The 22621-nt window shown below is 63.0% G+C and carries 24 protein-coding genes; 13 read left to right on the forward strand and 11 right to left on the reverse strand.

Annotated features, from left to right (window positions below):
- Nucleotides 1-62 precede the first annotated feature (62 nt).
- The 6 genes from NKJ75_RS21490 (at nt 63) to NKJ75_RS21515 (ending at nt 6640) form a co-directional block, all read left to right on the forward strand.
- Nucleotides 63-434, forward strand: a complete 372-nt coding sequence (locus NKJ75_RS21490; RefSeq protein ID WP_023681256.1) for an endonuclease domain-containing protein — start codon at nt 63-65, stop codon at nt 432-434.
- Between the two features lie 141 nt (nt 435-575).
- Entirely contained in the window at nt 576-2381 is a 1806-nt protein-coding gene (lepA, locus tag NKJ75_RS21495; protein ID WP_023824050.1) for a translation elongation factor 4, read from the forward strand.
- Nucleotides 2382-3458: 1077 nt separating this feature from the next.
- A complete protein-coding gene (locus tag NKJ75_RS21500; protein WP_352500158.1) occupies nt 3459-3791 on the forward strand; it encodes a hypothetical protein in 333 nt (110 codons plus the stop codon).
- 1150 nt (nt 3792-4941) lie between these two features.
- Nucleotides 4942-5199: a hypothetical protein gene (locus tag NKJ75_RS21505; protein ID WP_352500159.1), complete on the forward strand. Its 258-nt coding sequence runs from the start codon at nt 4942-4944 to the stop codon at nt 5197-5199.
- Nucleotides 5200-5602: 403 nt separating this feature from the next.
- Nucleotides 5603-5950 (forward strand): hypothetical protein, encoded by a 348-nt coding sequence (locus tag NKJ75_RS21510; protein WP_352500160.1) that lies wholly within the window; start codon nt 5603-5605, stop codon nt 5948-5950.
- Between the two features lie 318 nt (nt 5951-6268).
- Entirely contained in the window at nt 6269-6640 is a 372-nt protein-coding gene (locus NKJ75_RS21515) for a hypothetical protein (protein ID WP_023701920.1), read from the forward strand.
- A gap of 194 nt (nt 6641-6834) precedes the next feature.
- Here the strand turns inward: NKJ75_RS21515 and NKJ75_RS21520 are convergent, their stop codons facing one another.
- On the reverse strand, nt 6835-7155 hold the full coding sequence (locus tag NKJ75_RS21520) for a hypothetical protein (protein ID WP_023692961.1): 321 nt from the start codon (nt 7153-7155) through the stop codon (nt 6835-6837).
- Nucleotides 7156-7319: 164 nt separating this feature from the next.
- Here NKJ75_RS21520 and mbfA point away from each other — a divergent pair, with 164 nt between their 5' ends.
- The gene (gene mbfA, locus NKJ75_RS21525) at nt 7320-8303 is read left to right on the forward strand and encodes an iron exporter MbfA (protein ID WP_023681248.1); all 984 of its coding nucleotides are present in this window, start codon (nt 7320-7322) and stop codon (nt 8301-8303) included.
- 159 nt (nt 8304-8462) lie between these two features.
- Here mbfA and NKJ75_RS21530 read toward each other — a convergent pair whose 3' ends face one another.
- From NKJ75_RS21530 to NKJ75_RS21540, 3 genes are all read right to left on the reverse strand, one after another.
- Nucleotides 8463-8807 (reverse strand): antibiotic biosynthesis monooxygenase family protein, encoded by a 345-nt coding sequence (locus NKJ75_RS21530; protein WP_352500161.1) that lies wholly within the window; start codon nt 8805-8807, stop codon nt 8463-8465.
- Nucleotides 8804-9160 (reverse strand): NIPSNAP family protein, encoded by a 357-nt coding sequence (locus NKJ75_RS21535; RefSeq protein ID WP_352500162.1) that lies wholly within the window; start codon nt 9158-9160, stop codon nt 8804-8806. The genes NKJ75_RS21530 and NKJ75_RS21535 overlap by 4 nt, the downstream gene beginning before the upstream one ends.
- Before the next feature lie 84 nt (nt 9161-9244).
- The gene (locus NKJ75_RS21540; RefSeq protein WP_352500206.1) at nt 9245-9391 is read right to left on the reverse strand and encodes a DUF1127 domain-containing protein; all 147 of its coding nucleotides are present in this window, start codon (nt 9389-9391) and stop codon (nt 9245-9247) included.
- Nucleotides 9392-9517: 126 nt separating this feature from the next.
- Here NKJ75_RS21540 and NKJ75_RS21545 point away from each other — a divergent pair, with 126 nt between their 5' ends.
- The gene (locus NKJ75_RS21545) at nt 9518-10222 is read left to right on the forward strand and encodes an ArsR/SmtB family transcription factor (RefSeq protein ID WP_352500163.1); all 705 of its coding nucleotides are present in this window, start codon (nt 9518-9520) and stop codon (nt 10220-10222) included.
- A 218-nt stretch (nt 10223-10440) separates the two neighbouring features.
- On the opposite strand, the gene ligD is transcribed toward NKJ75_RS21545, so the two are convergent.
- A complete protein-coding gene (gene ligD, locus NKJ75_RS21550; protein WP_352500164.1) occupies nt 10441-12951 on the reverse strand; it encodes a DNA ligase D in 2511 nt (836 codons plus the stop codon).
- An 11-nt stretch (nt 12952-12962) separates the two neighbouring features.
- Entirely contained in the window at nt 12963-13829 is an 867-nt protein-coding gene (ku, locus tag NKJ75_RS21555; RefSeq protein WP_352500165.1) for a non-homologous end joining protein Ku, read from the reverse strand.
- Nucleotides 13830-14174: 345 nt separating this feature from the next.
- On the opposite strand from ku, the gene NKJ75_RS21560 reads away from it, so the two are divergent.
- Together NKJ75_RS21560 and NKJ75_RS21565 are read left to right on the forward strand one after the other, a co-directional pair.
- Entirely contained in the window at nt 14175-14324 is a 150-nt protein-coding gene (locus NKJ75_RS21560; RefSeq protein ID WP_196813601.1) for a hypothetical protein, read from the forward strand.
- A gap of 178 nt (nt 14325-14502) precedes the next feature.
- Complete coding sequence (locus NKJ75_RS21565) at nt 14503-14928, forward strand: thiol-disulfide oxidoreductase DCC family protein (RefSeq protein ID WP_031204399.1); 426 nt, start codon at nt 14503-14505, stop codon at nt 14926-14928.
- A gap of 280 nt (nt 14929-15208) precedes the next feature.
- On the opposite strand, the gene NKJ75_RS21570 is transcribed toward NKJ75_RS21565, so the two are convergent.
- Nucleotides 15209-15670, reverse strand: a complete 462-nt coding sequence (locus tag NKJ75_RS21570; protein ID WP_023687546.1) for a RidA family protein — start codon at nt 15668-15670, stop codon at nt 15209-15211.
- 235 nt (nt 15671-15905) lie between these two features.
- Between NKJ75_RS21570 and NKJ75_RS21575 the strand changes: the two genes are divergently transcribed.
- Nucleotides 15906-16274, forward strand: a complete 369-nt coding sequence (locus tag NKJ75_RS21575; protein WP_023681239.1) for a YciI family protein — start codon at nt 15906-15908, stop codon at nt 16272-16274.
- A gap of 7 nt (nt 16275-16281) precedes the next feature.
- Nucleotides 16282-17526 carry an RNA polymerase sigma factor gene (locus NKJ75_RS21580; protein ID WP_352500166.1) on the forward strand — a complete coding sequence of 415 codons (1245 nt, stop codon included), beginning with the start codon at nt 16282-16284 and terminating at the stop codon, nt 17524-17526.
- Nucleotides 17527-17535: 9 nt separating this feature from the next.
- On the opposite strand, the gene NKJ75_RS21585 is transcribed toward NKJ75_RS21580, so the two are convergent.
- The 3 genes from NKJ75_RS21585 to NKJ75_RS21595 all read right to left on the reverse strand — a co-directional run bounded on the left by NKJ75_RS21585 (nt 17536) and on the right by NKJ75_RS21595 (nt 20133).
- The gene (locus NKJ75_RS21585; RefSeq protein WP_023681237.1) at nt 17536-18162 is read right to left on the reverse strand and encodes a glutathione S-transferase family protein; all 627 of its coding nucleotides are present in this window, start codon (nt 18160-18162) and stop codon (nt 17536-17538) included.
- 199 nt (nt 18163-18361) lie between these two features.
- Nucleotides 18362-19336 (reverse strand): cysteine synthase A, encoded by a 975-nt coding sequence (gene cysK, locus NKJ75_RS21590; RefSeq protein ID WP_352500167.1) that lies wholly within the window; start codon nt 19334-19336, stop codon nt 18362-18364.
- A 179-nt stretch (nt 19337-19515) separates the two neighbouring features.
- Nucleotides 19516-20133 carry a LysE family translocator gene (locus NKJ75_RS21595; RefSeq protein WP_352500168.1) on the reverse strand — a complete coding sequence of 206 codons (618 nt, stop codon included), beginning with the start codon at nt 20131-20133 and terminating at the stop codon, nt 19516-19518.
- 178 nt (nt 20134-20311) lie between these two features.
- Between NKJ75_RS21595 and NKJ75_RS21600 the strand changes: the two genes are divergently transcribed.
- Nucleotides 20312-21217 carry a hypothetical protein gene (locus tag NKJ75_RS21600; RefSeq protein ID WP_352500169.1) on the forward strand — a complete coding sequence of 302 codons (906 nt, stop codon included), beginning with the start codon at nt 20312-20314 and terminating at the stop codon, nt 21215-21217.
- Between the two features lie 24 nt (nt 21218-21241).
- Here NKJ75_RS21600 and NKJ75_RS21605 read toward each other — a convergent pair whose 3' ends face one another.
- Nucleotides 21242-22591 (reverse strand): PQQ-dependent sugar dehydrogenase, encoded by a 1350-nt coding sequence (locus NKJ75_RS21605; RefSeq protein WP_352500170.1) that lies wholly within the window; start codon nt 22589-22591, stop codon nt 21242-21244.
- Nucleotides 22592-22621: the final 30 nt, after the last annotated feature.

The following is a 22621-nucleotide window of genomic DNA, read 5'->3' on the forward strand; positions in this document are numbered from 1 at the left end:
GCGAAGCGCCGAGACGGATGAGGGGTGTTCCAGCGGAGTGAGACGTTGGTTAATCTAACGTCATGCCACATCAGCCCGTCGCTCCTGCCAAACGAAACTTTGCCCGTTCGCTCCGACGTGAAATGACGGAGGCGGAAGACAAACTGTGGCACGAACTACGTGACCGCAGGCTCGATCGGATCAAATTTCGGCGCCAAGTTCCTGTTGGAAAATACGTCGCCGATTTCGCTTGTCTTGAATCACTCCTCATCATCGAGATCGATGGGAGTCAGCATGCGGACTCAGAGTCAGACCAGGCCCGTAGAACGGAACTGGAGGCGAGAGGCTTTCGTGTGTTGCGCTTTTGGAACGACGATGTCCTGAAAGACATGGACAGCGTCTGCACCACGATAATCGCTTATGTAAGGGATGTCAGTTTGCAGCCATGGCGGTGAAAGAACGCCGGCGTCAAGCTGGAACACCCCTCATCCGTCTCGGCGCTGCGCGCCGATCCACCTTCTCCCACAAGGGGAGAAGGCAAGGGCACCGCCACCCCGCTTGCCCCTGCAACCCGCCCCTGCTAAAGCCGCCCCATCATGAGCACGCCTCTCGACCACATCCGCAATTTCTCCATCGTCGCCCATATCGACCATGGCAAATCCACGCTTGCCGACCGGCTGATCCAGTCCACCGGCGGGCTGGAGCTGCGCGACATGAAGGAGCAGGTGCTGGACTCGATGGACATCGAGCGCGAGCGCGGCATCACCATCAAGGCGCAGACGGTGCGGCTGAAATACCGCGCCAACAATGGCGAGGACTATATCCTCAACCTGATCGACACGCCCGGCCACGTCGACTTCGCCTATGAAGTGTCGCGTTCGCTCGCCGCCTGCGAGGGCTCGCTGCTGGTCGTCGACGCCTCCCAAGGCGTCGAGGCGCAGACGCTGGCCAATGTCTACCAGGCGATCGACAACAATCACGAGATCGTCGTGGTGTTGAACAAGGTCGACCTGCCGGCCGCCGAGCCCGAGCGCATCCGCGAGCAGGTCGAGGAAGTCATCGGCATCGACGCCTCCAACGCCGTGCTGATCTCGGCCAAGACCGGCCTCGGCATTCCCGATGTGCTGGAGGCCATCGTCCACCAATTGCCGCCGCCGCGCGAAGGCGACGCGTCGGCACCCCTGAAAGCCATGCTGGTGGACAGCTGGTACGACGCCTATCTCGGCGTCATCGTCCTGGTGCGCATCATCGACGGCGTGCTGAAGAAGGGCGCGACCATCCGCATGATGGGTACCGGCGCAAAACATCTGGTCGAGCGCACCGGCGTGTTCACGCCCGCCCGCATCAATGTCGACGAGCTCGGCCCCGGCGAGTTCGGCTTCTTCACCGGCTCGATCAAGGAAGTGGCCGACACCCGCGTCGGCGACACCATCACCGAGGACAAGCGCCAGACCGCGCACGCGCTGCCCGGCTTCAAGCCGGCGCAGCCGGTGGTGTTTTGCGGCCTGTTCCCGGTCGACGCCGCCGATTTCGAGGATCTGCGCGCCGCCGTCGGCAAATTGCGCCTCAACGACGCCAGCTTCTCCTATGAAATGGAAACCAGTGCCGCGCTCGGCTTCGGCTATCGCTGCGGCTTCCTCGGCCTTTTGCATCTTGAGATCATCCAGGAGCGGCTGGAGCGCGAGTTCAACCTCGACCTGATCGCCACGGCTCCATCAGTCGTCTACCGGCTACTGCTTACCGACGGCTCGACGAAGGAGCTGCACAACCCGGCCGACATGCCCGACGTGGTGAAAATCTCGGCCATCGAGGAGCCGTGGATCCGCGCCACCATCCTGACCCCCGACGACTATCTCGGCGGCATTCTAAAGCTTTGCCAGGACAGGCGCGGCATCCAGGCCGACCTGTCCTATGTCGGCAAGCGCGCCATGCTGATCTACGACCTGCCGCTCAACGAAGTCGTCTTCGATTTCTACGACCGGCTGAAGTCGATCTCCAAGGGCTACGCCTCCTTCGACTATCATCTGACCGACTACAAGGAAGGCGACCTGGTGAAAATGTCGATCCTGGTCAATGAAGAGCCGGTCGACGCGCTGTCCATGCTGGTCCACCGCACGGCGGCGGAAAAGCGCGGCCGCCAGATGTGCGAAAAGCTGAAGGAGCTGATCCCGAACCATCTGTTCAAGATCCCGATCCAGGCCGCGATCGGCGGCAAGGTCATCGCCCGCGAAACCATCTCGGCGCTGCGCAAGGACGTCACCGCGAAGTGCTATGGCGGCGACGTCTCGCGCAAACGCAAGCTGCTCGACAAGCAGAAAGAGGGCAAGAAGCGGATGCGCCAGTTCGGCAAGGTGGATATCCCGCAGGAGGCGTTTATCCAGGCCTTGAAGATGGGGGATTGAGCGGTCCGGCCTTTTGGCCGGACGCATCGACCCGGTGGGTCGATGCGAGCGCAAATCCGGGTGGGAGCTGCCGCAGGCAGCGGGTCCCACCCCGGGGTTGCGGCAGTGGGGTGACCCGGTCGGCGGTTTGCACTTGCCAGTGACAGCTACCGACCGCTGTCCGTTTTATGCGAAGGGTCCATGAGTAGGTCCAATGGGCCCAACGTGTCTTCTCTCATCCAGATATTGATTGGCTCTAGGCTATCCATTGGGAAGTGACTTACCATTGCCCAGCCCGAGTAGTCTCGATGGACATACACGGGCCTATTTATGTCAAGGTCTAGGATTTCCATTGTTCCAAGGTGAAGTGCGGTAGGTGTGTCCCACATGACACCATGCAAAATGGAGCCGCCATTGACCCTCTCGATTCTTCTCACGATTAGCGGCAGGAAACCGTTCTCCTCTAGTACGGTTTTGAGCACCCTCAACTTTGGCCGGCCAGTACGGCCGAAGGGCGAATATGTGAGCCGTTTGTTGGTGCAGGGATGCAGCGTCCATGGTGGACCAAGGCAGTCGAAAAAGGCGCCTCCGCCCCGTGGCCCGGAAATGTAGTAGACGCCAACTTGACAGACGGGGCACTTGGACCACGGTCCGTTGCAGTAACTACGGATGGACGCGCGCTTCCATCCTTTCCATCGGAATGTGTGTGATCGCGAATGTCGCCCACCACTAAAGCCGCATGTGCAGTTAGGTTGATGGTTCCGACCGTTACAAGGCATGCTCGCCTCCAATAGAACTCAGCATACGCGAGTCGCACACCACCACAAAGTGCTCGACAATCCCGCAGCCAGTGGCTCGTTGCTTAGTGAAGTCGTTGGCTTAGAACCGAGCTAGCTCCAGTCTCCTGTAGCCATCCGCGTTGCGACTCCCTGCTGAAACCCCTACAGAAACTCTAGCGCCACAAGCACTGGTTGAAATTTGGCGAGCCCCTCACTCGCTCAAATGGTAAATAAACACGGTTAAGATTCGGTTGATTCCTCGGATTCGAATCGCTATATATGGATTCGCCGATGGATTCGAACGAGATATAGAGCCTGAATGCGTACGCTTGAAAACGATTTGATAATCCCCGCACTGGAAATTCTCTCCAATGCGGAACAACCGGAGATTGGAATGCCAACAGCCGAATTAGCCAGAAAGCTGCGCGAACAAGTCGAACCAACGCAGGAGGATCGCGAAATCCTCCAGGGCCGGAGGGACGACCGACTAAGTCAAGTCATTCGCAATCTGGTGAGCCACCGCACTTTGGAGCGTAGAGGCCTAGCCACCTATTACAAGAATCCAATCACCGGACGCGGCCACTATCGGCTCACCTCAATGGGAAATCGCACTCTCAGCGAGCCACCAAGCAATACTTCTATATCTAAATAAAAGGGGACCGCCTCTATGTCCCGCGCAGGGCACCTCGAAACAGCCAAAACACGGCTCGTTAGCGTGACCTCCGCGCACGGCATCGCACTCGCTCGTACCCTCGAACAAAAGATCGCTGTGGCTGGACCTTACGGTCAGCGTGTCAACCCTCACCTAATCACCGAAGCGCGAAACGAACTCGTTGAGAAAGGCTTCTTGGCTGCACGCAACATCCATGGTGTGGCTTGGTACCACCTGCCCGACGCCTCGGAAGAAGAGATAGGGCAGAGGTTGGCAGAACAGGAGCCTACATACCTGCGGGTCGCAGACAGAGCACGATGACAGCACTCTTTACAAAAAGGAAGAGCCCCCTTCCCACATAGGCGGCCGGTATCTTCCAGGAAAACAGAAACTAGACTTCCTTGTACGCGAGAAGAGTTTCTGGGCTGGTATAGAGGTAAAGAATACTCGCCCATGGGTGTACCCACAGCAGGATGAATTATTAGAGCTTTTGAGAAAATGTTGCCTGCTGGACATCGTACCTGTTCTGATAGCAAGACGTATCCCGTATGTTACGGGATATTTGTTTCGGCAATGCGGGCTGATTACATGGGAAACCTTACGTCAAAGGTACCCTACCTCGGATTCTGAATTGGCAGCAAATGCGCGACACAAAAGAATACTCGGATATGCCGACATCTCGCTAGGAAACGAGCCTGATGGTCCGCTAGTCAAATTTATCGGTACAAACCTTCCAAAGGTAATTCCCGAGGCGAGGGCACGCTTCGACGAGTACAAAGACTTGATTGCACCTTTTGCTTTCGGAGAAATGGCGTATCACGAATTCGCTGCCCGAGTTCGCCGACGGTCTGCCGGACAGGACGAGGACTTTGACGTCCCGATCGAGGATTGGCTTGAGCCGCCTTGGTAGAAAACCGACCGCAGGAGCAGCAACTACGCGGTAACGCCATTCGCATGAACCAGCGGGCTCGTCAGCGCCCTTCACCAACGGCCAACCCTGACGCATCCTCCACCAACTTGGGAAACATCCCATGCGCACCACCTCAGACACCGTCGCCGCGATCGACCTCGCCATAGGCGGTGCCTTCGGCCTAGCGGCACTTTCGTCGCCAGCGTTTCACTGCGCGAAACGCGCTGGGCGATCGACGGCGTGGCGCTCGTGGTGGCATCAGCACTTCTGACCATGAAATACCAGCGGCTGGGCAATGACTGCGTCGCGGCCGGATTCCTCCCCTTTCTTGCCGGCGAGAGCTTGATCATGGCCGGCAATGCGGTGGGCTGGAGGACAGCGTTGCCCTCCTATGTCGGCGGCATCTCGCTGTGGGCGGCAGCGCTCGTCCTCATCGGCACGGCGAACACTTTTGCCCTGTGGATGCGGCTCACCGGCGCGCCATCCTGTTTGTCGTGACGGTGGCCTGGTGCTGTAGGGCGCGCCGTTGCTGCCCACCTCGGCGCCGCTGCCCGCCGTCGGCTATCCGTTCCTGGTGCTGACCTTTGTCGGCTGGATCTGGACGTTGCTGAAGTCGCCGAGGTGATTGACGCGATCCGACGGCTGGCGCCGCAGGGTGAAGGTGGGGCGCTAATCTCCCCCCTCGAGGGGGAGATGTCGCCGAAGGCGACAGAGGGGGTCGCCTCGCGTGAAGCGCTAACCTCGATCTGCCGCAACAAGGCAACAAGGTAGAGCCCGGTCGGACCGACCCCCTCTGGCCTGCCGGCCATCTCCCCCTCAAGGAGGGAGATTACCCGCTCGACCGCCTCGCGTCGCTTCTCCGCTCATGCTCTAGTTCCCGTCTCCGATTCGGGACCCCGCCATGCTCCGCCTCACCCTTGCCGCCCTCCTCATCGCCACGCCGGCGCACGCCGCCGATATGGCGTTCTTCGTCAAGAACCTGCGCAGCCAGGCGGTGGCGGTGGAGCTGTTCAGCCGTGACCGCAAGATGTCGTGGCCGGGTGGTGGTCAGGTGTTTCTGATCGAGCCGAGCTCGCAGAAATCGGTGCCGATCTCGTGCAATCCGGGAGAAAACATCTGCTACGGCGCCTGGGTCAACGGCAATGATGCGGTCTCCGCCGGGGTCGGGCCGGATAATGACCAGCCATGCGATACGTGCTGTTTCATCTGCGTGGAGAAGACGACGGAGACGATCGATCTGGTGGAGTGAGGGGCGGGGCGCCGAAGCTGCTGATCTCCCCCCTCGTGGGGGAGATGTCCGGCAGGACAGAGGGGGGCGCGAAGGATCGCCAGCGTATGGATCAGCAAGCCTAAAATTGAAATGGCGCGGCTGCAGGAATGAGAGGTCGGCGGGACAGCGCCCCCCTCTGCCTTGCCAGGCATCTCCCCCACGAGGGGGGAGATCAGCAGCTCCACCAACCTCTCCCAATCCCCCCAAAATCAGTCACGCCCCGCCCTTCAATCTCCGCCGCCATCATGCGATGCTGATTCCCTCGGCCGGGGGGCCGATTTGCCTCGGGGGAACACCATGTCTTTCACTTGTCTGCGCCGCATCGTCGTCGCGCTCTCGCTGGCCGCGCTGTTTGCGCCGGCCGCGCACGCCGCCGACATCACCTTCGCCGTCAAGAACAGCCATCCCAACGCCATGCGCCTCGAGCTCTACAGCCAGGACCGCGACTATGTCTGGCCGGGCAACGACAAGGATTTTTATCTCGACGACGGCGAGACCAAGCAGATCCCGGTCTCGTGCGACGAGGGCGAGTCCATCTGCTACGGCGCCTGGGTCGACGGCGACGAGGGAACCTATTGGGGCGTCGGCCCCAACAACAAGGAAAGATGCGAGGATTGCTGCTACACCTGCAATGGCGGCGAGACGGAAGAGATTGAACTGACGCCGTAGGGCGGGCGAAGCTGCTAATCTCCCCCCTCGAGGGGGAGATGTCGCCGAAGGCGACAGAGGGGGTCGCCGCGCGTGAAGCGCTAGCCCTCCATCTGCCGCGCAGGACGTCGAGCCCGGTCGGACCGACCCCCTCTGCCTTGCCAGGCATCTCCCCCTCAAGGGGGGAGATCAGATGTCGCTTCGGCTTTCGCCAATTATCCCATCAACGCCCTCTGCCGCTTCGGCCCGCCCGCCTTGCGCCAGGAATTGAACCGGTGCGTGGCGGCGGCAAACGAGATCTTCATCTGCTGGGCGACCGAATAGCGCGACTTGCCTTCGTCGAACAGGCGGTAGCAGCATTCGACGCCCTCCTCGGTCAGCTTGCCGTCGGGCGCCTTGTTGTGCGGATTGGCGGGGTCGAATTTTTCGACTTGCTGTTCGACCAGGCCTTTCAGCCGCTGCAAATCGGCCTCGATGCTGGCGATCAGATCGAGGACGGGTTTCGGATCGAAGTGGTCGTGCGGCTTTGCCGTCATCTTGCTCATGCCTTTCGCTTGCGTGTCGCGACCGATATAGGTGAACATTTGCCGATAATGAAGGGCGCGTTGCAATCCGGCGCTTCAACATTTCTTGACCGGTGATTGACCGCGGAGATTGCAGCGCCTAGTTTAGAATTGTTCTAAACTGGGGTGAATTTCTCATGCTTTCCCGTGTCTTCGGTTTCGGTCGCCGTCCTTTCGAAACGCTGTCGGAACAGGAGATCCTGGCGCTGGCAATTTCATCCGAAGAGGATGACGGGCGCATCTACCGCGCCTATGCCGACGGGCTGGCGGACAGTTTTCCGCAATCGGCGAAAGTGTTCGAGGCGATGGCGGAGGAGGAGGACGGCCATCGCGATTCCCTGATCGAGCTTTACCGCAAGCGTTTCGGCGAGCGCATTCCGCTGCTGCGCCGCGAGCACGTGAAAGGCTATTACGAGCGCAAGCCCGACTGGCTGGTGCGGCCGCTCGGCATCGAGCATGTGCGGCGCCAAGCCGAAGAGATGGAGCGGCAGGCCTATCGCTTCTATGTCGAGGCGGCCAAGCGCACCGGCGATGCCTCGACGCGGAAACTGCTCGGCGACCTGGCCGCGGCCGAGCAAAGCCATGAGAATTCGGCGCATCGGCTGGAACAGAAACTCGTGCCGGGCGAGGTGAAGGACGAGGAAGCCAGCGCCGAGCAGCGCCAGTTCATCCTGACCTATGTGCAGCCGGGACTGGCCGGGCTGATGGATGGCTCGGTGTCGACACTGGCGCCGATCTTTGCCGCGGCGTTTGCCACGCACGACACCTGGCAGACGCTGCTGGTTGGCCTCGCCGCCTCGATCGGCGCCGGCATCTCGATGGGCTTTACCGAAGTCGCTTCGGACGACGGCAAGCTGTCGGGGCGTGGCTCGCCGATCAAGCGCGGCCTCACCGTCGGCATCATGACGACGCTGGGAGGCCTCGGCCACGCGCTGCCTTACATCATCCCGCATTTCTGGACGGCGACGGCGGTGGCGGCCGTGGTGGTGTTCTTCGAATTGTGGGCAATCGCCTTCGTCCAGAACCGCTACATGCAGACCCCGTTCCTGCGCGCGGCGTTTCAGGTGGTGCTGGGTGGGGCGCTGGTGTTTGCGGCCGGGGTGCTGATCGGGAATGCGTGAGCGCCAAGCGCCCCCTCACCCAGCCTCCGCTTCGCTCGGCTGACCTCTCCCCGAGGGGAGAGGAGATTTTCGAAGCCTGCGCCAGTCTCTTCTCCCCAGCGGGGAGAAGGTGGCCGCGAGCGGCCGGATGAGGGGGCCTGGCGCGACGCCGATACATAGTCACCCATTCACCGCCCGGCTGTCCGCCGGCGCTCCATCCCGCTCCGTCAGCCCATAGTCCCGCACCACATGCGCAATCCGCAGCCGGTAGCCGCCGAAGATTCCGCCACGGCCGGCCTTTTGCGCCTGCCGGTGCTCTTCCGTGTTGCGCCAGGCTTTCACCGCTTCCTCGTCGCGCCAGAAGGACAGCGACAGCACGCGGTTCGGGTCGACCAAGCTCTGGAAGCGCTCGATCGAGATGAAACCGTCTATGCCGTCGAGCAGCGGCCTGAGTTCCGCGGCGATGCCGAGATAGGCATCGCGCTTTCCCTCAGCCGGTTGCACCTCGAAGATGACAGCGATCATATCTCCTCCTTGACCGCGGTCTGGAACAGCTGCCGCGGTCCATGCGGCCCCGACACCAGCTTCAGGAAGATGCGGTCTTCTTTCAAGATGAACTTTTCGCGGCGGGCGAATTCGTAATTGGCCTTGCCGACGGGATCGGCGGCGAGACGGGCGCGGTAGGCCTCGTAGGCGGCGAGGCTGTCGATGCTGTAGGCGGCGTAGGCGGTGGTGGCCGAGCCCTCATGCGGGGCGTAGTAGCCGATCAGATCGGCGCCGCAGCGCGGGATCGCCTGGCCCCAGGCCTTGGCATATTGCTCGAAGGCCGGCTTGCCGAACGGGTCGATCTCATAGCGGATGAAGCAGGTGATGGTCATCGTGATCTCCTTGGGTTCGCGTGGATAGTTCGAGCGGCGTCGAAACGTTGTGCCGCAGTGTCTGCTAAGCAAAAGCGCTGGCGGTCAGGCCTGCCAGAAGGATTTTGCGCATTCGCGGCGCACATCCTCACGGGTCAGGCCGAGATCGCGCAGCAGATGGTCGTCGACCGCCGCGAGGTCGAGCCGCTGCACATGGCGGTCGTACCAGCGGGCGAGCAGCCGCCGTTGCAGCTAGGTGACGAACGGGAACGGCCGGCGGCTGGCGAGTGGGGCGGAAGCGGTTGGCATCGGCGTTCTCCTTGATCCCGCCCGACAATAATGCTTATCTGACGAGAATGCTTCGATGGAGACCTAACTATGCGTGAAGGGCCCGACATTGCCCGCATCGCCAGCCTGGTCGGCGATCCGGCGCGGGCAAACATGCTGAATGCGCTGATGGGCGGCACGGCTTTGACGGCCAGCGAACTGGCGCTGGAGGCCGGCGTCTCGCTGCCGACGGCGTCCTCGCATCTGTCGAAACTGATGGAGGGCGGGCTTTTAACTTTGGCCAGCCAGGGACGGCATCGCTATTACGGCCTCGCGGGGCCGCAGGTGGCCGGCATGATCGAGGCCATCACCGGGGTGGCCGAAGCGGTCGGCCCCAAGCGCGTGCGGCCCGGCCCGCGCGACGGCGCGATGCGCGTCGCCCGCGTCTGCTACGACCACCTCGCCGGCGAACATGCGGTGGCGATGCTCGACCGGCTCGTCGCGCGCGGCATCCTGTTGCGCGACGACAATGAGACCAGGCCGGGGGAGATCAGGCTGGGGGAGATCAGGCTCGGGCCGTCGGCGGCGTCATATTTTTCGGCCCTCGGCATCGATGTCGGCGCCAGGCCGCGCCGGCCGGTCTGCCGCGCCTGCCTCGACTGGAGCGTGCGCCGCTCGCACCTTGCGGGAACGCTGGGCGCGGCTATTCTGGACAAGATCCTGGCGGAGAAATGGGCAAGGCGGGAGAAGGACAGCCGCGCGGTGGTGTTTTCACCGCCGGGGAAGCAGGCGTTCGAGCGGGTGTTTTTGGCGTAGAGGTTCGGCAGCGCTAATTGGGCGACGCTGGCGGTACAGCACCCCCCCTCTGGCCTGCCGGCCATCTCCCCCTCAAGGGGGGAGATTACGCGCTCAACAGCTTTCGCCAATCTCGAACATCGTAAAGGTGAGCTGCGCCTCGAAGCTGCCAATCTCCCCCCTTGAGGACAGAGGGGGGTGTGACGGAACGCTTGCGTAGCAGGTGAGGCGCGCGACGCTCACCCCCGCTTCAGCACCTTCGCCTGCTCGAAGAAATCCGCCCACGGATCGGCCTTCTCCAATTCCTTCAGCGTCGTCTTGTCGCCGATCGGGAAGGAATTCGGCGCTAGCCCCTTCTCAACCTCCGCCCACGTCACCGGTACCGAGACCGTCGCGCCCTTCTTGGCGCGGGAAGAGTAGGGCGCGACGGTGGTCGAGCCCCTGCCATTGCGCAGATAGTCGACGAAGATTTTTCCGGTGCGCGCCTTTTTCGACAGCGTCGCCGTGTAGCGGTCGGGCGCGGCCTGCTCCAGCGCCTTGGCGAAATCATGCGAGAAGGTTTTGACCGCCTCCCAATCCGCCGACGGCTTCAGCGGCACCAGCACGTGATAGCCCTTGCCGCCTGACGGCTTGACGAAATTCGGCAGCGACAGATCGTCGAGCTTGCCTCTGATGTCGAGCGCGGCCTCGCGCACCGCCTTGACGTCGACGCCTTCGTCGGGATCGAGATCGAAGATGATCTGATCCGGCTTTTCCAGCTCATCGATCTTGCAGCCCCAGATGTGGACCTCGACCACGCCGTACTGGACCAGAGCGGCAAGGCCGTCGAAATCGCGGATGAACAGGATTTCCTCGCCATCGGTCGGGTCCTTCATGCGGGCAATCTTGTCGCTCATGCCGGCCGAAGCATGTTTCTGGAAGAAGCGCGGACCGCCGATGCCATCCGGCGCCCTGACCAGGCTGAGCGGCCGGTTGACGATGAACTGCTCCATGCGCGGCCAGACCAGCGCGTAGTGTTCGAGCAAGTCCTGCTTGGATATTTTTTCCTCGGGCCACAGCAGCTTGTCGGGATGGGATAGTTTTACGCTGGTCGTGATCGTCGCGGGCGCCTTAGCCCCGGCGGCCTTGCCGGCGCCGCCTGCCGCCGGCTTTGCCTTGTTTGCCGCCTTCGATGGCTTTTCCTGCACGACTTCCTCCGCCGGCTTGTCCTCGCGCAGTCCCTGGAACGACGCGTGGCGTATTATACGGTCCGAGGTCCAGCTGCGGAACTCCACTTCGCCGACAAGTTCGGGCCTGACCCAGACCAAACCCTTGCCCTTTGGCACCGCGGCGGCAAACGGCGAGGCGTCTGCCTTCAGCGCATCGAGTTTTTTCTTCAAATCGGTGGCGCTCCTGGCTGTGAAGCCCGTGCCGACGCGGCCGGCATAGTGGAGCTTGCCGCCCTCGTGGTAGCCGACCAGCAGCGAACGCAGGCCGCGGCCGGTCTTGTCCGAGGGCAGATACCCGCCGATGACGAATTCCTGGCGGGCCGTGCATTTCGACTTCACCCAGCTTGGGCCACGGCCGCTGCGGTAGGGCGCATCGGCGCGCTTGGAGACGATGCCTTCAAGGCCCATGCGGCAGGCGTGCTGCAGCATGATCTTGCCGGGCTCGGCGAAATGGTCGCTGAAGCGGACGGGGGCATTTTCGGCCGTCTCGCCGAGCAGCTCCTGCAGCGCCTGCTTGCGCTCGACCAGCGGCTCGCGGCGCAAATCGTTGCCGTCAAGCCGCATAAGGTCGAACACATAGTAGGTGAAGCGGTCGGTTCGATTGGCGGAGAGATCCTGCTGAAGCAGCGAGAAAGACGAAACGCCGCTGTCGGCGAGCACGACGATCTCGCCGTCGATGATGGCGTCGCTGCATTTCAGCTGGGCGAGTTCCGCGACGATCTCGGGGCCGAATTTCTCCGTCCAGTCGAGGCCGGTGCGGGTCAGCAGCCGCACCTCCGTGCCGGCGATCTGCGCCTGCATGCGGTAACCGTCGAACTTGACCTCATGCAGCCAGTCCTCGCCGGGCGGCGCCTCGCGCTCCAGCGTCGCCAGTTGCGGCTCGACGAAGTCGAGGCGCTTGCCGGCTTTCGCCTTGCTGGATGCCGCAGGCTTGTTGGAGTGCCAGACCTGCGGCTTCTTGCCGTCGGCGGTCTTGCCTTCCGCGACCTCTTCGATGGTCAGGCCGGACTTCACCGATTTCGGTGCGTCCTTCAGGATATCCTCGCCGGGGCGGGCGGCGGCATCGTCGGATTTGATCAGCAACCAGTTGTCGCGCTTTTCGCCCGGGCGGGGTCTTAACCTGACCAGATGCCACCGCCCATTCAGCTTCTGGCCGTTGAGTTCGAAGTCGATATGGCCCTTCTTCATCGCCTTGGCGGGGTCGATCTCTGGCGTCCATGTGCCTTCGTCCCAGACGATGACGGTGCCGCCGCCATACTCGCCCTTGGGAATGGTGCCCTCGAAGCGGGCATAGTCGATCGGGTGGTCCTCGACATGCACCGCCAGCCGCTTTTCGTGCGGGTCGAGGCTCGGGCCCCGCGTCACCGCCCAGCTCCACAACACGCCCTCATGCTCGAGGCGGAAATCATAGTGCAGCCTGGTCGCGTCGTGCTTCTGGACGACGAAGATGCCGCCGGGCTGCTTGCCGCGCGCGACCTTGCCCGCCGGCTCGGCCGTCTTCTTGAAATCGCGCTTGGACTGATATTGTTCGAGGCTGGCCACGGCGCCGACCCTCAAGCCGACTTGCGCTTGGGCGCAGAAGCTTTCGCCTTGCCGCTTTTTGCCGCCGGCTTGGCCTTCTTCGCCGGGCCTTCCGCCTGGCCGCCATCGGACAGGCTCTTCTTCAGCGCGTCGAACAGATTGACGACATTGGACGGCTTGGGCGCGGCCTGCGCTTTCGGAGTCTTCTTTCCGGCCTTCTTGGCGCGGATCAGTTCGAGCAGCGCGTCCTCAAACTTGTCCTCGAATGTCGACGGATCGAACTTCCCCTTCTTCTTGTCGATGATGCGTTCGGCCATATCGGTCATCTCCTGGTCGGTCTTCACCGCCTTGATGTCGCCGAAGATGCTCTCCGGCTCCCGCACCGTGTTGCCGTAGCGCAAGGTGGTCAGCACCATGCCTTTGCCGCGCGGCTCGATGACCACGGGCCGCTCGCGGCTATAGAGCACGACGCGCGCCAGCCCGGCCATCTTCTTGTCCGCCATGGCATCGCGAATGACGGCAAAGGCCTCCTCCGACACCTTGTCGGCGGGCGTGACATAATAGGGCGTGTCGAGATAGATCTGCTCTATCGAGGCTTTGTCGACGAAGCCGTCCAGCGCCATCGTGTGCGAGGACTCGATCTGCACCGCTTCGATCTCTTCGTCCTCGATATGGACGAACTCACCGGGGCTCACCTCATAGCCCCTGATCTCGTCACCATCGCCCAGCGGCTTGCCGGTTTCAGAATCGACATAGATGCGCTTGACCGTGTTGCCGGTCTTGCGGTTGAGCACCCGGAACGAAACTTTTTCGGCGTGGGTGACGACGTTTGTCAGTTCGACAGCGCAGGTGACCAGCGACAGTTTCAGATAGCCCTTCCAGGCGGGGCGAGGTGCCATGGCGAACTCCTGCGCGATGCGGTTAAAGCGAGAACGGGCAAGGCCCGTTCCGGTTCCGGGCGCGCAACCAGGGGCATTTCGGCAGCGAGCATGGAAATTTCGAGAGGCTCGCCAAATCTGAAACAGAACCGCGCTCAAGCGACATCCAGACGAAACATATGTGATGCAAAAGTCACAATGCCGGAAATGGCGACGAACCACACCGAAAGACCCCCAAACAGCCGCATTCCGGCCACGAAGCATGGGGTTTTCGACCAAAGATTAACATCGTGTTCACCGACTATTCACGCCTCGACGCTATGATCCCCGCAATCGGACGGGACATCCGAAAATCGGGACAGGGACTTGAGTAAAATGAAATTCTGGGGCCACATCGCCGGCTATGCCGCCGCCATCCGTGAGTTCATCGCGCCGACCTATCGGCCGGAGCGCTACTACATGCGCGGCCCGGGTCCGGCCTGCGCCCGTCGCGGCAGCTCGCTCGGCGCGCATTGATCATGACATTCGAAACGCGTCACGACAGCCGGATCTGCAGACCGGAGGCCGATCCCCGCGCAACCACCTATCGCGCCGAGCGCCCCGCGCTGGCCGCGAGAAGCCGTGCGACAACGCCGCGACTTTGATCCCGCTGCCGGCGGGCTTAGTGTCTGAAGGCACAAGCTGCCGGACTCCCGTGACTTCTTCTCCTGAACCCTTCGATGCCAGCCAGCCATTGATCGTTTTCGACGGCGTCTGCGTGCTGTGCTCGGGCTTCGTGCGCACGGTGGTCAGGCTCGACCGCAAAAACCGCTTCCGCTTCGCCACGGCGCAGTCGCCCTTCGGCGAGGCGCTGTTCCAGAGATACGGGCTGCGCACCGACAGCTACGAGACCAATCTGGTCCTTGTCGGCGGCGCTCCCTTCATCCGGCTGGACAGTTTCATCGCGGTGATGGCCGAACTCGGCTGGCCGTGGCGGGTGGCGAAGGCCCTGCTGCTCATCCCGCGCCCCTTGCGTGACTGGCTCTACGAACGCATCGCCAAAAACCGCTACGCCATGTTCGGCCGCAAGGATAGTTGCGAGATCCTGTCCGCCGCGATACGTGCGCGCGTGATCGGCTAATCGCATGTCACCCAAAAATGACCTCCGTTCTGGGAAAACGACATACGCAAAAAGAGCGGCGCGATAAGGCTTCTGGTCGTTGGCGGCTATGGCATTTTCGGCGGCCGCATCGTGCAATTGCTGGAGAGCGAGCCACGCCTGATCCTGCTCGTCGCCGGGCGCTCACTGGCCAAAGCCGAGGCCTTGTGCAACGCCGGCACCGGCGCGGCGGCGCAGCTCGTGCCGGCGCGCTTCGATCGCAACGGCGACCTCGCGCAAGGCCGGCCTGTTCGTTCGCGCCTCAGTCCGGCAGCGCCGCGACGGCGACGATCTCGATGACGATGTCTGCCTGGGCAAGCGCTGCGACGCCGATTACCTCCGAAGGCGGCGGATTGTTGTCGCTGCAATGCTTCGGACAATGCTCGGCGAAAAACGCGTCCAGCACGTCGAGACGAAAATTAGGCGAGCTGAGGACGCCGCCGTCGGGAAATGGCCCTTTGACGAAAAAGGTCAGCCTGATGAGATGGTCGAGCCCGCTGCCAAGTTCTTCCAGATCCGATTTGATGTTGCCGAGAACTTCCCGCCACTGCGCCGCGGCATCGCCGGCGAAGCCGCCACCCTTCTTGCCGGCCGGATCGTAGTCAGCCGATGTCGCGGTGTTGCCGCAGAGATAGACGGTGCCTTTCGCACCGCTGACGACCGTGCCTTTGCCCCATGGCATCAACCGGCCGTTCTTGAATTTCTTGTGGGTCACGAGTTCCATTCTCTTCTCCCACGCCTCGTGTGACGTGCCCGCCAACGACAGAGGATAGTGCTGTGCGGAGCCACGGCCAGTCCGCTGCCGGTCATCCGCCAGCAGACGAAGGAACATCTGGTCCTTGCGAAATCTCCTGGCGGAGGCGAAAGTTTTTTCTGAAGCCTGTCGAAATCGGCCGCCGCCGCGCGACATACGTCTGGCCCCGCTAGGACGCGGCCTTCGAAACCACGGGAGAAGACCCATGCGATACATGCTTTTGATCAACAGCGACGAAGCCGCGCAGGCGAACACGCCAATCGAGAAGGCTCAGCAGATGAGCGCAGCATATGCCGCCTATACCGAAGCGTTGAAGAAATCCGGCGCATGGCTCGCCGGCGAACGGTTGCGCCCGACCCAGGCGACCACCTCGGTGCGGATCACAGACGGCAAGACCAACGTGATCGACGGCCCCTATGCCGACACCAAGGAGCAGCTTGCCGGCTTCTACATGATCGAGGCGGCCGATATCGATACCGCCATCGACTGGGCGGCGCGCTGTCCGGCGGCGAGCGCCGGCACGGTCGAGTTGCGGCCGATCTGGGAAATGGCCGACTACATGCCCAAGAAATGAAACCGTGATGGACAATCGCCCGGAGATCGCGCGGGCGGCGGCCGAAGCGGCCGCCCGGCAGAGTTACGGCAAGCTGGTCGCCTACCTTGCTGCGCGCACCCGCGACGTAGCCGGCACCGAGGACGCGCTGGCCGAGGCCTTTGCCGCGGCCCTTGAGCGCTGGCCACAGACCGGCGTGCCCGAGAAGCCGGAAGCATGGCTGCTGGCCGTGGCGCGCCGGCGGCGCGTCGACGCGGTGCGCCGTCGGCTGACCAGCGAGGCGAGCCGCGACCATCTCAAGCTGATGGCCGAGGAGATGGAGGCGAGCATGGAAGACGAAGACCTTCCCGACGAACGTCTCAGGCTGATGTTTGCCTGTGCGCATCCGGCGATCGAAGCCAGCGTGCGGGCGCCGCTGATCCTGCAGACGGTTCTGGGTTTCGACGCGGCGACGATCGCCTCGGCCTTCCTGGTTTCGCCGGCGACGATGGGCCAGCGTCTGGTGCGCGCCAAGAGCCGCATCCGCGAGATCGGCATTCCGTTCCGCGTGCCGGATCGCGCCGAACTCGGCGAGCGGCTGGGAACGGTGCTGGAAGCGATCTACGCGGCTTTCGCCGAAGGCTGGACCGACCCGGCAGGGACCGAGACGAGAGCGCGCAATCTGGCGACCGAAGGCATCTGGCTCGGGCGGCTGGTGGCATCGCTGATGCCGGACGAACCGGAAGCGCTCGGCCTGCTGGCGCTGATGCTGTTTGCCGAGGCGCGCCGCCCGGCGCGGCGCGATGCGGCTGGAGATTATGTGCCGCTCGCCGAACAGGATTGCCGTCTTTGGGATCACGCGCTGATCGACGAAGCCGAGGCGCTGCTGGGCCACGCCGCCACCATGGGCGTCATCGGCCGCTACCAGCTCGAAGCGGCGGTACAATCGGTGCATGCGACGCGGCGACGGACCGGCCAAACCGATTGGGCGGCGATCCGTAACTTCTACGATGCGCTGTCGGCGATATCAGGTTCGCCGGTGATTTCGATCAACCGCGCCGTGGCGATTGCCGAGGGCGAAGGGGCGGCGGCAGGACTGGCGGCGCTCTACGTGCTGGGCGACGACAAGCGGCTCAACGACTACCAGCCCTACTGGGCCGCCCGCGCCGGCCTGCTGGCCAGGCTCGGCAATGCGGCGCAAGCGGTCGTGGCCTATGACCGGGCGATCGGCCTTGAACGCGACCCGGCCGTGCGCCGCTTCCTGCAGGCGAAACGGGCGATCCTGCGAAATTGAAGCGTTCGTTCAGGCCGGCCACATTTCATGTGTGGTGTTGAGCCGTTTCATCAGCGGATGCGCGCGCAGCGCCGACCATAAGCGTTCGATGTTCGGCCAGTCGGCTCGCGCCTTGTCCATATCGGGGTGCCAGGCCACCAGCATGACGAGGTAGATGTCGGCCAGCGACATCGCGTCGCCGACCAGCCAGCCGCGCCCCTCGAGGGCTGCATCGACAATGGCGAAGCCGCGGTCCATCTCGGCAATGGCTGCCTGCTTGACGGCTTTCTTGCCGTCGGCATCGGCGGTGTAGCGATGGGCATAGTAGAGGCGCAGGATGGCGGGGTAGAGCACCGATGACATGAACGCCATCCAGCGCAGGAAACCGGCGCGATCCGGCGATCCGGCGGCCGGCGCCAGACCCGCCTCCGGATGGCGCTCGGCAAGCAGGATGCAGATCGCCGCCGATTCGGTTATCGATTGACCGTTGGGCAAGGTCAGCACCGGAACCTGGTTCAACGGGCTGATGTCGAGGAAAGCCGGGTCCGGCGGATCCTTCTTGGGCACATCGATCTGGTCGAATTGCGCGTTTGCCAGCGCCAATGCGGCCTCGACGACAAAACCGCCGCTGCCTGGGCGCGTGTAAAGCTTGTACATGTGATTCTCCCCCTGCCCGCGCGAAGCAGGCCGGGGCGATTTGACCCTGAAGCCGCCTCCCGCTCAAGCCGGTGGCGGACGCCACGGCCGGGTTTTCTGCGGTCCAGCCATGAGACTTCCGATGTCGGAGGGACAGCACCCCCGATGCCCGGCAGGGCAGAGGGGGGTGCGAAGGATCGCCGCCTATCCAGTTAAGACGTTAAGCCCCCAGCCCGTCGAACAGGATCGTCGACAGATAGCGCTCGGCGAAGGACGGGATGATCACCACCAGGTTCTTGCCCTTGTTCTCCGGCCGCGACCCGACGGCGATGGCGGCCTGCAGGGCAGCGCCCGACGAGATGCCGACCGGCACGCCTTCAAGGCGGGCGACGAGGCGGGCGTTGGCGACCGAATCCTCGTTGGAGACCTTGACGATCTCGTCATAGATCGAGGTGTCGAGGATCTTGGGCGCAAAGCCGGCGCCGATGCCCTGGATCTTGTGCGGGCCGGGCTGGCCGCCCGACAGCACCGGCGAGGCCTCCGGCTCGACGGCGACGACATGCACCGAGGGCTTGCGTTGCTTCAGCACCTGGCCGACGCCGGTGATCGTGCCGCCGGTACCAATGCCGGCGACGAAGATGTCGACCCCGCCATCGGTGTCGTTCCAGATCTCCTCGGCGGTGGTGCGGCGGTGGATCTCCGGGTTGGCCGGGTTTTCGAACTGCTGCGGGATGACGGCGTCAGGCAGGGTGGCGGCCAATTCGTCGGCCTTGGCGATGGCGCCCTTCATGCCTTTCGGCCCTTCCGTCAGCACCAGTTCGGCGCCGAGCAGCGCCAGCATCTTGCGGCGCTCCACCGACATGGTTTCGGGCATGGTCAGGATCAGCTTGTAGCCCTTGGCGGCGGCGGCGAAGGCGAGCGCGATGCCGGTATTCCCCGAGGTCGGCTCGATCAGCGTCGTCTTGCCGGGTTTGATCCGGCCCGACACTTCCAGCGCCTCGATCATGGAAACGCCGATGCGGTCCTTGACCGAGGCGATCGGATTGAAGAATTCGAGCTTGGCAAGAAGGTTGGCAACGACGCCCTTCTCCTTGGCGAACTTGTCGAGCCGCACCAGCGGCGTGTCGCCGATCGTCTCGGTGATCGAGTTGTAGACACGGCCGCGGCCGGGCACGCGCGCGGAAGGCTTGTTCATTGGTTTCGCTCCCAAATCAGATCAGGCAATTGGCGTCGGCGGACAGAATAGGGCTTTCGCTCGCGCAAGATAGGCTGCCGGCCGAAAATATCGAGTGGGCCGCTTGCTGAAAACGCTTGTCTCCTCAAGCCGCATTTTCCGGATGGACCGATCGGCGGAATGGATGGGCCTGAACCGATCTACTGACGTGCGGCAATGGCAGCGGCCGCGCCCACCATGAAGCCGGCGGCGGTGCGGTTCAGCGCCTTCAGCGCGCGTGGCGATTTCAGGAACCAGCGCGCCTTGGCGGCCAGCGCAAGATAGGGCACCAGCACCACAAAGAGCACGATAACGGTGAGCGCGACCAGGATGCCGTAGTCGGCGAGCGTGATGGTCTTCAGGTCGACGATGGTCGGCGTGATGGCGAGGTAGAAGATCATCGTCTTCGGGTTGCCCAGCGTGACGGTGAGGCCGGCAAGGAAGCTCGATACCAGGCCGCCCTTGCCTTTCCTGGCCTCGACAGTCTCTGGCGTGATCCCGGCCGTCCAGAAACGCCAGCCGAGGAAGGCGAGATAGGCGACGCCCAACCATTTGATGGCGAGAAACACCATGCCGAGGCTTTGCGCGACAAAGGCAAGGCCGAGCACCACCGCGGTGAGATAAATAAGGTCGCCGAGCATCAGGCCGAACGACATCGCCAGCGACGAGCGGAAGCCGGATCCGAGCGCCCGCGCCACAAGCGCGGTGACGCCGGGACCGGGAATGGCGGCGGCGATGCCCAGCGCAGCACTGTAGGCAAGGAAGCCGGTGAGGGTCATGACGGTCGCACCTCGTGAAACGACTCTGATGCCATGAAAGCCTGCAACGGCAAAAAGGATTCGATTGCGCCAAGCAGGACATGAAAGCCGGTCGTCATCACCTGAAAGCGAGAGATGGTTCACTTACGCCCCGAAGGCGGTCGGCTATCTCGCATGGCTCCGAACGGCAGGAGCACCCATGTTAGCCAAAAGACTTCACATCCAGCTCATGAAGTGGATGCCCAACAACTATTCCGAAGCACGCGGTCACGTCCACGAGCTGGAATGGTATCTGTGGTTCGAGGGGCGTCAGGCTTTCAGCCTGTTCGACAAGGGCGATAGCGATGTCGTTCCGCAGACTGGATATTTTACCGACAGCCGGGACCCTGGCGCTCACCCCATTCGTCCGATGATCTATCCGCTGGTCGTCAACAACCGGTTCAAGGTGCGGCTGGTGGCGATCGAGCGTGACGGACCGCAAAAGATAGACCCCGACGACACCGCCAAAGGCGAATTCTACATCGACCTCGACATCAAATATCCGCCGGTCTCCGACTGGCGCATCATCGCTGCCGATCCGCGCAACACCGACCTCAACGTGGAAGCGTCGTTCCAGCTGCAATGGCTGGATTATGTCGATACCGCCGAGATTGCCGAGGATGGCCCGCCACGCATCATCGACAAGTCCAATTATCCCTATCCCTGGGGCGCCAATGTGATGGTGTTCGAGCACTGGCTCGGGCTTGGCCGCAAGGCGCCGCTCAAACTCATCGACCCGAACCGCGCATCGCGCCGCGAATACTGGATGATCAATTGCAATGCGGCTCGGCGCATGGTGCAGGACCTCTATCGCTTCCACATCAACCAACTGGGCGTCGCCAACGACACCATCAGCAGTGTTTACGTGCCGAAGCTCAATGCCGGCCACGTCACGGTGAGCCTTTACGAGCACGATTTCAGCGACAGCCGCTTCGCGCAAGGGGCGAAGAAGTCCTTCGGCTCGGTCGGGCTCTTCAATCTCAGGGATACCGGTTTTGATGACCGCGTCTCATCGGCCGAGGTGATCCATACCTATCCCAAGGTGATCCATCGGGACGTGCATTAGGGCCGGATTGCGCTGTTCGCCGGCTCAGGATGGGCCATCGACATGGGTGATGCGCCAGATGGTGCCGTTGCCATCCTCGGTGACGATAAGCGCGCCGTCCTTGGCCACCGCGACGCCGACCGGCCGGCCCCAGACGGCGTCGTCGGAGAGGACGAAGCCGGTGATGAAATCCTGGTACTCGCCGGTCGGCTTGCCGTCGCTGAATCTCAGCCGCACCACCTTGTAGCCGGTCCTCATACCACGGTTCCAGGAGCCGTGCAGGGCGACGAAGGCGTCACCCTTGTACTCTGCCGGGAAATTGCCGCCGTCATAGAAGGCGATGTTGAGCGGCGCCGAATGCGCCTGCATCAGCACGTCGGGCACGGTGACCGAGCCGGCGAGGTCTGGGCGCGCGCCCTCGTGACGCGGGTCCTCGTTGGCGCCGATATAATACCAGGGCCAGCCATAGAAGGCGCCGTCCTTGACTGAGGTGGCATATTCGAACGGCACATCGTCGCCGAGACCGTCGCGCTCGTTGACGACACACCACAGCGCGCCGGTGGCCGGCTGCACGGTCATGCCCGAGCAATTGCGCAGGCCGGTAGCGAGGATGCGGCCATTCTTGCCGTCGGGGCCGAAGGCCAGCACGTCGGCACGGCCATCCTCGGAACCCCAGGTGGCGCCGAGTGGCTGTGATTTTGCCCAGGCGTCAAGGCCGCCCTTCGGTGCCTTCTGCATGCCCTCCGCGACGTTCGATCCGGAGCCGACCGAGAGATACAGCGTCTTCCCGTCCGGCGAGAAGGCGATATCGCGGGTCCAGTGGCCGCCGGTAGGGATGTCGGAGACAATCGTCTCCGGTTCGCCGGAGGCTTTAAGGTCGCCGTCGCGGTAGGCGTAGCGGACCACGCTGTCGTTGTTGGCGACGTAGACCCATTGCGGCTTGTCGCCAGGCGGGTAGAAGGCGATGCCATAGGGCTGGTTGAGATTGTCGGCAAAAATGCCCTCTTCGGCCGGCTTCGCGCTACCCTTGGCCAGCCGATAGACGCGGATCTGGTTGGCGTCACTGTCGGCGACGAACAGGTCGCCGTTCGGCGCCACGCGCACGACCCGCGGATTGGAAATGCCGGAAGCAACCAGTTCGGCCGAAAACCCAGGCGGCAGGACGGGCTTCGCGCCCTCGGGCCGATCGCCGAGGCCGGCGCTGTTGGAGGCGGATCCGGTGATGTTGGGTCTTTTCAGATCATCCGGCTTGATCAGCCGGCGCACACCTGGCTTGTCGGCCTTCCAGTCGCCGAAAGCGTCCTTGCCGGTCAGCAGCGGTTGATCGGCCTGCTGGGCGAAGGCGCTGGTGGCCAGAAGCAGGGCAAGGCCTGCGAAGCCGGCAATCCGGATCATGCTGTTCTCCTCGAACTCGCGCCGTCGGCG

It is taken from the genome of Mesorhizobium sp. M0058, assembly GCF_040323095.1.
Taxonomy (GTDB): domain Bacteria; phylum Pseudomonadota; class Alphaproteobacteria; order Rhizobiales; family Rhizobiaceae; genus Mesorhizobium.